The sequence below is a fragment of the Microcoleus sp. B3-D7 genome, assembly GCF_036705305.1.
Classification (GTDB): domain Bacteria; phylum Cyanobacteriota; class Cyanobacteriia; order Cyanobacteriales; family Microcoleaceae; genus Microcoleus.
Genome location: NZ_JAUBUE010000002.1, coordinates 319,626 through 332,215, shown reverse-complemented (window position 1 = coordinate 332,215; position 12,590 = coordinate 319,626). Strand labels below are relative to the sequence as shown.

Below are 12,590 nucleotides of genomic sequence, written 5' to 3'. Positions count from 1 at the left end.
TTTACCCATACCCAAAATCATGTTCATCAACCAGGATAACACTAAAGATGGTGTAGTAGCTAAGTACGGTAAGGTGTCGGTAGAGCGATTCCAAGGTAGCTATCGTATTCGCTGGCGGTTTAATGGTAAACGTTACGTGATAACAGTGGGTAAAGCTGACACTGATACTACTCTCAAGGTAGCCAGTGCTAAGGCTCAAGAAATCAATAGCGATATCCTAATGGAACGCTTCGATGAGAGTCTAGCGAAATATTCCCCTAAACACGCACAAGCACTAGCACCAGTACAACGGGTAACTAAGCTTAATCTAGCTGATGTTTGGGAACATTACAAGGAAGCGAATGTACAGCGAGTAGCTAAGACTACTCAAAAAAAAGACTGGAAAGAAGTAGAGAGGTGCTTAACTAAAGTCTCCAGTGAAGCTCTTGACCTTGACAATCCTCACTTACTATTGCAGGAGTTATTGGAGCATTACAGTTCAAGTACCCTAAAAAAAGCAATTGCTAACATCAATGCTGCCTGCAACTGGTCTGTTGAAACTAAGTTAATCAGTGATAATCCCTATCAAAATTTCAAAAAGCAACTGCCTAAAGGACAAAAAAGCAAACGTTCTAAAGAATGCTTTGAGCCTGAAGAAGTTAAAAGCATTATTCAGTCATTCTCAAGTAATGAATTCTGTTCACCTGCTAGTGCTTACTCTCATTCCTACTACTCTGGTTATGTAGAGTTTCTAGCTTTAACAGGTTTCCGACCAGAGGAAGCAATAGCTCTCAATTGGAATGATATCAAAGAAAGAAATGGGAGGACTGTGATAGTGGTTAGCAAAGCCTACTCAAAGGGAGAGTTAAAGGATACTAAAACCTACAATACTCGAATTTTCCCTTGCAATGACCAACTTCTTAGCCTCTTAAGACGCATTCCTAAACGTCAAAATGAAAATAATCTAGTCTTTCCTAGTGTAGAGGGAGGATATCTGAATCAAGATAATTTTCTCAATCGGCAATGGCGTCCTGTAGTAATCAAACTGTACCAGTCTGGAAAAATTAGCCAATACCTACCCTGTTATAATCTTCGGCACTCATTCATCACTCGCTTAATTCGGGATGGTTATGATCCATCTACCGTAGCAGCACTGGTAGGCAATAGTCCTCAAGTTATTCTAGACCATTACCTAGCAGCTAAGAAGGATTTAACCTTACCTGAGTTGTAAGTCTCGTAAATAAAACAGAAAATCAAGAGGATAGAGGCGAAAAACTTCTATCCTTTTCATTGATGTGCGTTGGTACGGTAAACCGAACATGATATTACGGTTATTTTGACCTTGATTATTCGGTCGATTCAATTAACGACTTTATATAATGAGTAATAGGTAAACACTGAACCTTGACAATTTAGGAGTCTCTTATTTTCTTGTCTTACAAGCAAGAACTTAGAGATTCTCGGTTTCTAGCGATTTTGCTATGGCAATCTCCGTTAGAACATTTTCGGGGTGTTTATATGATCATTTTCTCTCTATTTTTGACGATTTTTTAATATGACGAACTACCAAGGAACCAAAGCAATTATTGCTAATAACTTTGCTGATCGGTTAAAGCTTAACAAAGTCACCAAGGATATTTACTTGGATGGAGAACTATTTGACTTACCTAAGTTTAGGTATCAAGTTTCTCTCCACCATAATACAGTCCTAAAAAATGATAAGTATATCTATGAACTAGCCCACATCTACGCTAGTAAAAATCTCTTCTCTCCCTTAGAGGATTACTTAAGTGAATGCGAGTCTAAGTTCCCAGATATAGACTACAAAGATGTTTTTAGAGAGCTTAATGAGAAAGTCCTACATATTGACCCTGATGCCTTAGAAGGAGTCTTTTTACCGAAGACTTTAGTAGGTGCAGTAGCTAGAGTATTTCAGCCGGGTTGTCAATTTGATACTGTACTTATACTTAAAGGTTCTCAAGGGTTTTATAAGACTTCTTTCTTCAAAGCATTAGCAGGAGAGGACTTATTTACTTCTATGACTTTGCAAGCTTATAGCAAAGATGAACAGATGGTTTGCAATAGTAAGTGGATTATTGAGCTAGGAGAGTGTGAAGATAGTCTTACACCTTATCTCTTAAGTAAATTAAAGGGGTTTATTACGAAAACAAGCGACACCTATCGCAAGCCTTATGATAGTAAACCGATTACAATCCCTCGACAGTTTATTCTGGTAGGTACAACGAATAAAGATAAGTTTTTAGTTGATCCTACAGGTAATAGAAGATTTTGGTGCTTAGATATAAACGAGAAAATAGATATTGACTGGGTAAAAGAAAATAGAGATTTGATTTGGGCTAGTGCTGTTAAAGCCTATAAAGATAATTATTTTATCTACTTAAATGAAACTGAGCAAGAAATGCTTAATGCCGTAAATAAAAAATATGAAGCAAATGATATGTGGGAAGATATAGTAGCTGATTGGGTAGAGAAACAAGAAAAGCCTTTTGTTTTGAGCGATGTCTTAACACAGGCCATAGGAAAAGAACCTAAGTCTTGGACTAGAAAAGATGAAGAAAGGATTACTAATATTCTGACAGGTTTAGGCTTAGAAAAACCCACTCAAACTAGCAGGGTCAACGGTAAGTCGGGTAGATACTGGCAAGTACCCGTGCCTGTAACTAGGTAATCGCTCCGTTACGGTTGAGTTACACGCTGAATCCTTGATATATAAAGGGGTTCAGCTATTTTGTAACTGTGTAACCGTGTAACTGTAAAATTTTAACTAATCGTTTAGAGCGATCGGTCAATCTAGTTAATTGATAGACCCGGAGAAAATAAATATCCAATGGTGTTAAAGTTAGTTGAGTTACAGTTACATAGTTACATAGTTACACTTGTCAGGATAAAATTACCTACTGATAAATAGCTAAAACTATTGCTATAGAATTTTAGGCTTTCAGACAATTAGGTGATTTAAGTCACAGTATATGCCGAGGACTACTGTTAAATTCATAATGATAATTACCAAAAACAAGGGGATTAAGCTTTATGAAAGCAGAATCAGAAGTATCTATTCCTTTTGCCATATCTATGTTTTTAGATAAAGAATTTACACCTGATGATGATACGCTAAACTATGAATCCTATAAAAAGCTAGGTCTTACTTGTGGTAAATGTAGAGAACTTATCTTTTTTAAGCCAGGTAGAGGAGAGAGAGTTTCTCACTTCTCTCATTTCAAGGATACAGGCAAAGGTTGTGAGTGGAAAACAAAAAACAATACCAATACCAGTAACCAAGACACTGATTCAGAAAGTAGAGAACAAAGCTTAGAAAAGTTCCAGATTAAATTTAAAGGGATTATTGAACGAGCGATAATCCAATATCAAAAAATCTCATCTTCTCAGCTTCTTCGTCAACAAATAGAGGAGGGTAAAAGGTTAGTTGCTGAATATAACATTAATATCGAGGCGTGGCTAAGGTGATTTAAGAGAAAAATCAGCAGAAAATATGTTAAAAATCTCGCAGTCTCTCTGTATCAAAACAATGAGTTATTATCTGATGAAAATAGTAGAGTTCTTTTAAATTTACTTGATTACTTGTGCGTTCCTGCTAGTGAAGAGGTTTTGAGATATCTCCTTTATTATGTAGTTGTTTTGTTGAATAAGGAGATAGCTCTTAATAAGGATTTCGAGGAAGTTTGCTCTAAAATCATTGAAATAATAAGTTTTGCTGATTGGGAAAAAGAATATAAACGACCAAAAGAATTGGTAGAGCGGCAAAGACCTAAGCCTATTAAGTTGGACGGTGCAAAAGTAGCACAGGGAACTGTAATATTTAGGTCGGTAGTTGGTACTACTCCTTTATTAGCTTGCTTAGAACCATCAGGTAAGGAATGGAAGTTAATAGGACTTCCGGTTAAAGTGCCAGAGTATGACCTTGCGAGGTATGTAGTAGGTAATCTCAGTCAGAATCAAGCTATTGCTTATCTGCATAGGGAAATTGACAGACTCAAAAATCAAAACAAGGTAAATAGTCTAAAGCTTATTGCTAGCCTAGAAAACCTATTAATTCAGGTAGTACAAGGGAAAAAGTTAAATCCAGAGAGGTTGCGAGAATCTACTGTAGTAATCAGGAAATATTTAGACAAAGCAGAGTTTAAGTATAATTCCTTGTATACGGATAACTACTATAGGAGTCACACGTTAGCAGATGTTTCCTTTATTCAAGAATTGGAGGCTAACAAATTAACATACAGCTTTATGCGTATGTGGGGGAGTGAAAGAGCTAGAGGGCAATCAGAGGTATCTACGGTTATGAAATGGCTTAAGAGGGTTCCCGCTCGCTTGGAAAAACAGTTTCCTATTAATTTTCCTAGCTTTGAAGAAGTCCGGGATTATCTACTAAGTATCTTTAAATTTGAAAACGTGGAGTTAATTATCAAGCAAGAGAGAGAAATTTACATTGAGATATACTATGAAGGGATGTTACAAAGTAGACAGCTTTTAGATATTACAAGTCAGATATCAAAGGACACAAGAGCGGGCAAGGTTTCTACTAAAGTATCTACATCGATCCAATATGTCGGAGATAGTGAGTTCTACAGTCTATTAAGATGTACGAGTGCCGATTGGCAATTAGTGCGGTAAGCTAAAAGCCAACTTGAAAAAATAGTGCAAAAGTTTCTAGCTGCTAATCCGGCAAGATTTACGGGCAAAAACAAAGTATCAATGCCTACCTCAGTAGCAGATATTTGTGGATTTGGTTCTACTGCTAAGTCAATCAATCAAGTAATTGAAACCTTTAAAAAGTTCTCTCGTCCCTTTACTTCTGAATCAGAGGTGGGTAAAGGACAATTGATTAACTTGCAAACACTGCAAACCTACGATCAGCACAACGTTGCTCAGCTACTTGAGTTAATAACTAAGAACTGGAAACACTGGCAAAAAAGCAAGGATGAAAAAATAAAGTTAGGGGGGCAACTCTTCCATAAGCCCGATCCGGGTAAGTTAATGTTAGTAGTTCACAATCTACTAGATGAACAACCACATTTAGACACTTTAGTTTGGAGGGACTTGATTGATGTATTCTACCAACTGTCAAGATTGTCGATCGGTTTTAGGTGTGAGAATGGGGTAGTGCTAACCCCACATCACTTTTATGAGTCAGGTGTGGAAAGATGGAGTCATCGAATAAAGGTACAGCTAATTGATTTATTGCTAAAGGATCAATCAGCTAAGCAGTTACAGGCTGATAAAATCTTGAAAGATGCTGAAGATTTAAAGGATAAATTAGCAATCGAGTCAGCAATCAATCTAGTACGGAAAACAAAGCAGGGAAGTATTGAAGGTTGGTTGCAGATGTCAATAGCTACCCTATATGCAGCGCTTGAAAAAGTAGACAGTAAATGGGAATCTAAAGTGAGTGCCGATGTATTAAAGCACCTATCTGCATTACATGAGGCTCTGTCAATATCAGAACAAATAGAGGCAAGCTAGAAACAATTAGTTAGGGTATGATGTGGTAATCTACCCTAGCTCTTTCTACTAAAAGCATTCAACCTTCTTTGACTTAAGTCAGTAAAAAGAATGAAATTTAGTAGATGTAAACAAATAAAACAGGTATATATACACTACTAAGATAGGACTTTATATGTAAAAAGTGATATAGGAAAGTATATAAGAAATATGAGAATCTATAGGAACAGAGTAGAGACGATAGCTAAATGGTTGAGGTTAGAGTAACCCGCTTTCGCTATGTGCTTCTATTACATAATTTATTTCAATGCAAAATCAAGGTTCTATAACTAAAGCAAATCATATTATACGCCTCTAGATTGAGCTACATGGAGGGATAAAGCACCTCTGGGTATGAATCTACATTTATTGTGTAGAGGAGCCTTAAAACTCGATTTAAGAGGGGTAGAGTGAGATGTGACAGCTTAGGGTCTAGGTAAGTATAATTATTAGGCAGTAATTATCTTTCTATCTAAATAATTTTGATTTACTTATAAAGCCTAGCTTTAAGACCTTAGTTGGGTATGAAACAGGTATTGTGGTACTAGACCCACTTCATACCTAGAAATGAGCAGAAGGCTAGAAGTTTTATCTAACCTTGGTTTGAGCTATAAAGCTGGTGACAGGATTTGAACCTGCGACAGGCTGATTACAAATCAGCTACTCTACCAACTGAGTTACACCAGCAGTGAAACTTAATATAGCAAACTTATAGTCATCAGCGCAACCCCCCCAGCCATTTTTTTTTCAAATTCGCTCAAAACCCCTCCCCGTAAGGGCAAAACCGAAATTGTCTGCCCACTGCCAATTAACTAATCGCAGCGCCAAATCTTAATCGTCTGATCCGCACTGCCGCTGGCGAGCAAATTGCCCGAAGGCGCGATCGCCACCGAGTACACCGTACCCGAATGTCCCTTAAGACTGGTCAACAACTCCCCCGTCTGCAAATTCCAAATATTAATCGTATTATCATCGCACCCACTAGCCAAAGTCAAACCGTCCCGACTGATAGCAACCGACTCGCCCCGACTCACATAATTCTGCAAAATATGCACCGCCTCATTCGTTCCTAAATTCGTTTCACCCTTTCCCCTTCCAGAATTAGTATTTAAAATCCGCAACAAACTGCCCGTGTGCAAATTCCGCAGCTTAATCGTATAATCATTGCTGACGCTAGCAAGAATCTGACCGTCTGGGGCGATCGCCACAGAATTCACCCCAACATTCAACCCCGAAAGAGTCCGCAGCAACTTGCCAGTTTCCACATCCCAAACCTTGCTCGTCGCATCCGAACTGCCACTCGCCAATATTTTACCGTCCGGGCTAAAAACCACCGCATTCACATTGTCAGAATGGCCCCTCAAAGTCCGCAGCAACTCACCACTCCGCAAATTCCACAGCTTAATCGTATTATCAGCCCCGCCGCAGCTAGCAATTACCAGGCGTTTCGGGTTAATCGCCACCGAATTCACCTCCATAGAATGTCCGGGAAAAGTACACAGCAAATCGCCGCTGTGTAAATTCCAGAACTTAATTGTTTCGTCCGAACTGCCACTGACCAACATTTTTCCATCATAGCTAATAGCAACCGAATTTACGCGATCGGAATGTCCCGTCAGAGTGCCAATTAATTCCGCTGTTTCTAAATTCCAAATCTTAATAGTTTTATCCCAACTACCGCTAGCCAAAATTTTGCCGTCAGGGCTAATCGCCAGAGAATTCACAAACGATGAATGTCCTGGCAGCGTATATACACACCGCCATTTCTGATGTTTTAATTTGTGAGCTAATTCCTTCACCCGCTTAGCTGCCGCCTCAGCTTCCTCTCTGCGTTTGAGTTCAGCCTCCTCCAAACGCTGCCGTTCCGCCCTAGCTTTCGCCTCTCGCAGCGCCAGCCGCCGCATCTCTCCCTTATAGACTATTCGCTGCTGCTCCTGAATTTCTTTAAGAGTTTCAATATACGGTTGAGCCCAATCTTTAGAAAACCATTCCTGAGCAAATTCCGCCTCTAATTTAAATAACTCAGGTTCGTGAGTAAAATCGATATTTAAATAATACAAATCCGCTAAAAAAGCTGCCAATAACTTGTGAATAGTCACAATTATTTGCCGAATAATCCGCAGGCTCAGCTTTTTATCTTTCCCCTCCGCCTCCAACTGGTTATAAACCTCTTCCCAATTCCAAGGCTGCATCGCCACCAGAGAAACGCTCTGATTGATTACTCCCCAAAAACCAACATGAAAATTAACTTCATAATCGCTGATATCGCTGTACAGTATAGCTGTCGGTACGGGAGACAACACCGTCTGCAACCGCTCCACATCAATATCAGAAATCGATTTTTTGAAATAGTCTCCGTAAAACTGAACCGGGCACAACTCTCCATGGGGGGGGTAGTGCTGGTTCAAAAAAGCTCTTAACTTAGCCGGCAGCTCGATATTCAGATTGTGGCGAAACGAATCGGGGCAATCTTCGCTAATTTTTGCGGGAGCAACTAACAGCAGCAATCGGTGCTGTTGCTGCTGCAAAATCTGTTCAGTTTCCTGCCTGCTCAAATTAGAAAACCAGTTGTCCCTGTCCCAAATAGTTTGAATTTCGCTCAGCTTAACTCGAATTGCTTCTGATTGAAACTCCCGCATTAAGTCGCGGCAAAGTCGGCTAATTGCCCGCTTATCTCTTACTTCTTGTGCCTTAATTCGATTAGCCCGTTCTTCCTTTACCCTTTCTTCTGCGCCGGCGATCGCGATTAATTCTTGTTCTCTGGCCTGCTGCCGCTGCAAATATCGCACTTGGGCTTTAATCCAGCGCGGGTCTTTTTTGATTTGCTGGTTCAAAGCTGAAGAACCAGACGGCTCAATTTCTGCATACCGTTCGTTGACAGCGCTTGCTCCCAATCTTTCTCCCAATTCAGAGGCTACAGGCTTCAACAGTTCAATTAGGGTGTCTGAGACTGGGCGGGGTAAGGACATACCAGTTAAAACTTTTTCTTACTTAAGGGCGATCGCGCGAGTCAGGCATATCTCGCTGGGGCGGGGACTCTTGGCAGGGCTATTAGATTTGGGCGATCGGCCGATGGTATATGTAAGGCGTATCGTGCAGGCGTATCGTACAGCCGCGCCAGCTTAGCACCTTAACTCAATAATAGTATTTATACGCTTTACATTTTACCCCAAATCTGGATCGAAAGCACCGAGGGAAAAGACATCAGAATATGCGATCGACCCTGAGTTCCTCCAATTCTTTTTTTTTGTTGCCTTTTGACTCGCTCTTGTCTATAATCGTACTTCACAACCATAATTACGGTATTCCGACCCAATAACCGTACTTTCTCTAGAGGAACAAATATAATGAGTCCGTGGCAACGCCTAAATCAACACCTTCGCTGGCGACAACAGTCATCAGCCAGCACAAATCAATCATTTACTGCCCTGAAAAGATTTGTGTCCCTATTTTTAGTCGGAATAACATTAAGTCTGGCCGTTGCATCCTGCGGCCAGGGAACCACCAACAACCCCGCAGCCACTCCAGGAGGTACTACTCCAGGCGGTGCTAGCCCAGCAGCCAACAAAGGCAACGTAGAATTAACCCTAGTATCCTTCGCCGTCACCAAAGCCGCCCACGAAGCGATAATTCCCAAATTTGTAGAACAGTGGCAAAAAGAAAAAGGTCAAACCGTCACCTTCAACCAAAGCTACGGCGGTTCCGGTTCGCAAACTCGGGCCGTAATTGATGGTTTAGAAGCAGACATCGTACACCTAGCCCTCGCCCTCGACACCGCAAAAATCGAAAAAGCCGGACTAATTCAACCTGGGTGGGAAAAAGAAGTTCCCAACGAAGGCATAGTCAGCAAATCGGTAGGAGCAATAGTTACCCGCGAAGGCAATCCCAAAGGCATCACAACCTGGGAAGATTTAAGCAAAGACGGAGTAAAAGTGATTACTGCCGATCCCAAAACATCAGGCGTTGCCCGTTGGAATTTCCTCGCACTTTGGGGCTCGGTTGTTAAAACCGGAGGAGACGAAACCAAAGCATTAGACTTGACTACTAAAGTCTACAAAAACGTCCCGATTCTGACTAAAGATGCCCGCGAAGCCACTGATGTATTTTTCAAACAAGGGCAAGGCGACGCCTTAATTAACTACGAAAACGAGATTCTTCTGGCAGGTGAGAAAGGCGAAAAACCGACTTATAGTATTCCCGAAGTCAATGTTTCGATCGACAATCCGATTGCCATTGTCGATAAAAACGTTGATAAACACGGTACTCGCGAAGTCGCCGAAGCATTTGTCAAATTTCTCTACACCCCAGAAGCTCAGCGAGAATTTGCCAAAGTAGGCTTCCGCCCAGTAGATGCGACAGTAGCCGCAGAACCAGAATTTGTCAAAAAATATGCCCCCATCAAAACCCTATTTACAGCTCAAGACTTAGGAGGTTGGGGAGATATTCAGCAGAAATTCTTCGATGACGGAGCTGTTTTTGACAAAATCCAAGGTTCAATTAAACAGTAAAAAAACAGAATGCCCAGAGCCCCGACTTCCCGGAAGTTGTCGGGGCTCTAAAAGATTCACTATTCTTGACAACTCAAAACTATTCACTTATGGCTGTATCATCTCCAACCAGCAACCCTGAGTCTCCGATCGAAAATATCAAAAGGGCGATCGGCAAAATCACATTACCTTGGGGAATCACCCTAGGCTACCTCAGCTTAATGCTATTGCTCCCAGTTGCAGCAATGCTGCTGAAAGCCAGCACAGCAAACCCCGCCGAATTTTGGGCAATTGCCACCAGTCCGATCGCTCTTTCCGCCTACGATGTCACCTTCTTTACGGCCTTAATGGCGGCATTAATTAACGGAGTATTCGGCACATTAATTGCCTGGGTATTAGTCCGCTACGACTTTCCCTTAAAACGGGTTGTCGATGCAGCAGTCGATTTACCTTTTGCACTGCCCACCTCCGTCGCGGGTTTAACTCTCGCCACAGTTTACAGCGATAACGGCTGGATCGGCGGGCTGTTTGCACCCTTGGGAATCAAGATATCATTTACTCGCTTGGGCGTAGGAATAGCCATGATCTTTATTTCCTTGCCCTTTATCGTGCGGACTGTACAGCCAGTTTTAAACGAGATGGAAAAAGACATCGAAGAAGCAGCTTGGTGCTTGGGTGCTTCTCAATTTCAAACTTTCTGGCGAGTAGTTTTACCCCCGTTATTTCCGTCTATTTTAACCGGAGTTGCCCTCGGATTTTCGCGAGCGGTTGGTGAGTATGGCTCTACTGTAATTGTAGCTTCTAACATACCCTTCAAAGATTTAATCGCTCCAGTATTAATTTTTCAAAGATTAGAGCAGTACGACTATGCAGGAGCAACAGTTATCGGCACTATCCTGTTAGGTATTTCCCTAGCAATGCTGTTCGCAATTAATCTATTACAAGCATGGAGAAGACGCTATGACGGCTAATATCAATTCACCCGCTGATTACAAATTTCCGCCTGCAGGTTCTAGTCGGAGTCAGGAGAAAGCCTGGGTAAAACCAACTTTAATCGGAATTGCGAGCGGCTATCTTGCTCTCGTCTTATTCATCCCCATGCTCAACGTTTTTTACCAAGCTTTCCGAAAAGGATTTGAGCCATTTATTTCTAACTTAACCTCGCCCGATTTTCTGCATGCAGCCCAACTTACCCTGATAATTTCTCTGATAGTTGTGCCTGTAAATACAGTCTTCGGTTTGTGTGCAGCCTGGGTAATTGGCCGCAATAAATTTCCCGGGCGCACGCTATTAATCAGCATTTTAGACGTGCCGTTTGCCATATCACCGGTAGTTGCAGGTTTAATGATTGTACTGCTTTACGGTCGGGTGGGATGGTTCGGACCGTGGCTTGAGGGGGCTAATATTAAGGTTATTTTTGCCTTCCCTGGAATGGTGTTGGCTACTGCTTTTGTTACCTTGCCTTTTGTGGCCCGCGAAGTAATTCCCGTTTTGGAAGAAGTCGGTACAGATCAAGAAGAGGCAGCTAAAACTTTGGGAGCAAATGACTGGCAAATTTTCTGGAATGTCACCCTTCCCAGTATTCGCTGGGGATTGCTTTACGGAGTAATTTTGACCAATGCTAGAGCAATGGGAGAATTTGGAGCCGTCTCTGTGGTATCGGGAAATATTGCTAAAAAAACGCAAACTTTGCCTTTGTTTGTAGAGGATGCTTACAAGCAGTATGCGACACAAGCTGCATTTTCAGCGGCGGTAATTCTAGGTTTTTTAGGAGTTATTACCCTTGTGCTTAAGGAGATTTTGGAACGAAAAACTAGCATTAAGGAGGTTGAAGAATAATCATCAGTCATTAGGCTGTAGGCTAGACGCAGTTGTTAGTCATTAGTAGGGTGCGTGGCTATCGACAATCTGCTTGGAATCTCGAAAATTTCGCAGATCCGCACTCTACAAGATATTGGTGCAAAATGTAAACTCAAACAAACATTAGGAGGCCCAAATGTTAGCTCACAACAGTAGCGAATCTGAATTTGAGGCGATCGGCAATTTTCACAGAACCCAAGAATCAGATATTCCCAAATCTGATAGTGGTGACAGCAGACCAACTCAAACCCGCATTCGCATTCGTGTTCCTAAAGAGTACCATCAGGAACCTGTGATATCTAACTTGATTTCTGAATACGGTTTGACGGTGAATTTTAATGCAGCTTTGTTAGGTGTCAAAACTTTAGATGATGGCTGGTTTGATTTGGAGCTTAATGGTACAAGTAAACAGATTGAAAGTGCTCTGCTTTATCTCAATGATTTAGATGTGGAAATCTGGAGCAATTCCAATAATCCCGATGAAGAAACTTGGTAATTAGTGAGTCTTGCACGCACCCTAGTGGAAGAGGACTTAATATTCTGGACTGCGACGACAAATTTTCTTTCTTCGAGCCTGTTTATTGAGTCTAATAGTCTCCAGGAATGTTAGTCATGAGCCAGCATATCTATTCCGGTAAAATAACCGTTATCAAGCTTCTAGTGAGGAATGCAAGCCTTCATAAAACTCAGAGGACTTGCATTCCTCCCTACCAAGCAATTTGATTGGGGTTGTTTGATCGCACATAC

General features: G+C 41.3%; 10 protein-coding genes and 1 tRNA gene. 9 read left to right on the top strand and 2 right to left on the bottom strand.

The window, feature by feature from the left end; all coding sequences use genetic code 11:
• The first annotated feature begins 19 nt into the window (after positions 1-19).
• The 5 genes from QUB25_RS03055 (at position 20) to QUB25_RS03035 (ending at position 5,478) form a co-directional block, all read left to right on the top strand.
• Positions 20-1,210 (top strand): tyrosine-type recombinase/integrase, encoded by a 1,191-nt coding sequence (locus tag QUB25_RS03055; RefSeq protein ID WP_333181964.1) that lies wholly within the window; start codon positions 20-22, stop codon positions 1,208-1,210.
• Between the two features lie 324 nt (positions 1,211-1,534).
• Positions 1,535-2,668 carry a virulence-associated E family protein gene (locus tag QUB25_RS03050; RefSeq protein WP_333181963.1) on the top strand — a complete coding sequence of 378 codons (1,134 nt, stop codon included), beginning with the start codon at positions 1,535-1,537 and terminating at the stop codon, positions 2,666-2,668.
• A 362-nt stretch (positions 2,669-3,030) separates the two neighbouring features.
• Positions 3,031-3,465, top strand: coding sequence for a hypothetical protein (locus QUB25_RS03045; protein WP_333181962.1), 435 nt, complete (start codon positions 3,031-3,033; stop codon positions 3,463-3,465).
• A gap of 174 nt (positions 3,466-3,639) precedes the next feature.
• Positions 3,640-4,629: a hypothetical protein gene (locus QUB25_RS03040; protein ID WP_333181961.1), complete on the top strand. Its 990-nt coding sequence runs from the start codon at positions 3,640-3,642 to the stop codon at positions 4,627-4,629.
• Positions 4,630-4,653: 24 nt separating this feature from the next.
• Positions 4,654-5,478, top strand: a complete 825-nt coding sequence (locus tag QUB25_RS03035; RefSeq protein WP_333181960.1) for a hypothetical protein — start codon at positions 4,654-4,656, stop codon at positions 5,476-5,478.
• 632 nt (positions 5,479-6,110) lie between these two features.
• Here QUB25_RS03035 and QUB25_RS03030 read toward each other — a convergent pair.
• Both QUB25_RS03030 and QUB25_RS03025 read right to left on the bottom strand, forming a co-directional pair.
• Positions 6,111-6,183, bottom strand: a tRNA-Thr gene (locus QUB25_RS03030).
• A gap of 125 nt (positions 6,184-6,308) precedes the next feature.
• Positions 6,309-8,465, bottom strand: coding sequence for a WD40 domain-containing protein (locus QUB25_RS03025; RefSeq protein WP_333059984.1), 2,157 nt, complete (start codon positions 8,463-8,465; stop codon positions 6,309-6,311).
• Between the two features lie 378 nt (positions 8,466-8,843).
• Here QUB25_RS03025 and QUB25_RS03020 point away from each other — a divergent pair, with 378 nt between their 5' ends.
• From QUB25_RS03020 to QUB25_RS03005, 4 genes are all read left to right on the top strand, one after another.
• Complete coding sequence (locus tag QUB25_RS03020; RefSeq protein WP_333059983.1) at positions 8,844-10,004, top strand: sulfate ABC transporter substrate-binding protein; 1,161 nt, start codon at positions 8,844-8,846, stop codon at positions 10,002-10,004.
• A gap of 89 nt (positions 10,005-10,093) precedes the next feature.
• Positions 10,094-10,954 (top strand): sulfate ABC transporter permease subunit CysT, encoded by an 861-nt coding sequence (gene cysT, locus QUB25_RS03015; protein WP_333059981.1) that lies wholly within the window; start codon positions 10,094-10,096, stop codon positions 10,952-10,954.
• Positions 10,944-11,822: a sulfate ABC transporter permease subunit CysW gene (cysW, locus tag QUB25_RS03010; protein ID WP_333073479.1), complete on the top strand. Its 879-nt coding sequence runs from the start codon at positions 10,944-10,946 to the stop codon at positions 11,820-11,822. Before cysT ends, cysW begins: the two co-directional genes overlap by 11 nt.
• Positions 11,823-11,979: 157 nt before the next feature.
• The gene (locus QUB25_RS03005; protein WP_333181959.1) at positions 11,980-12,339 is read left to right on the top strand and encodes an NIL domain-containing protein; all 360 of its coding nucleotides are present in this window, start codon (positions 11,980-11,982) and stop codon (positions 12,337-12,339) included.
• The last annotated feature ends 251 nt before the right edge of the window (positions 12,340-12,590 follow it).

Bases quoted from the DNA above. Each gene is read 5' to 3' on its own strand.
- QUB25_RS03050 (WP_333181963.1), top strand. From the start codon at position 1,535: ATGACGAACTACCAAGGAACCAAAGCAATTATTGCTAATAACTTTGCT.
- QUB25_RS03055 (WP_333181964.1), top strand. From the start codon at position 20: ATGTTCATCAACCAGGATAACACTAAAGATGGTGTAGTAGCTAAGTAC.
- cysW (WP_333073479.1), top strand. From the start codon at position 10,944: ATGACGGCTAATATCAATTCACCCGCTGATTACAAATTTCCGCCTGCA.
- QUB25_RS03005 (WP_333181959.1), top strand. From the start codon at position 11,980: ATGTTAGCTCACAACAGTAGCGAATCTGAATTTGAGGCGATCGGCAAT.
- QUB25_RS03025 (WP_333059984.1), bottom strand. From the start codon at position 8,465: ATGTCCTTACCCCGCCCAGTCTCAGACACCCTAATTGAACTGTTGAAG.
- cysT (WP_333059981.1), top strand. From the start codon at position 10,094: ATGGCTGTATCATCTCCAACCAGCAACCCTGAGTCTCCGATCGAAAAT.
- QUB25_RS03045 (WP_333181962.1), top strand. From the start codon at position 3,031: ATGAAAGCAGAATCAGAAGTATCTATTCCTTTTGCCATATCTATGTTT.
- QUB25_RS03020 (WP_333059983.1), top strand. From the start codon at position 8,844: ATGAGTCCGTGGCAACGCCTAAATCAACACCTTCGCTGGCGACAACAG.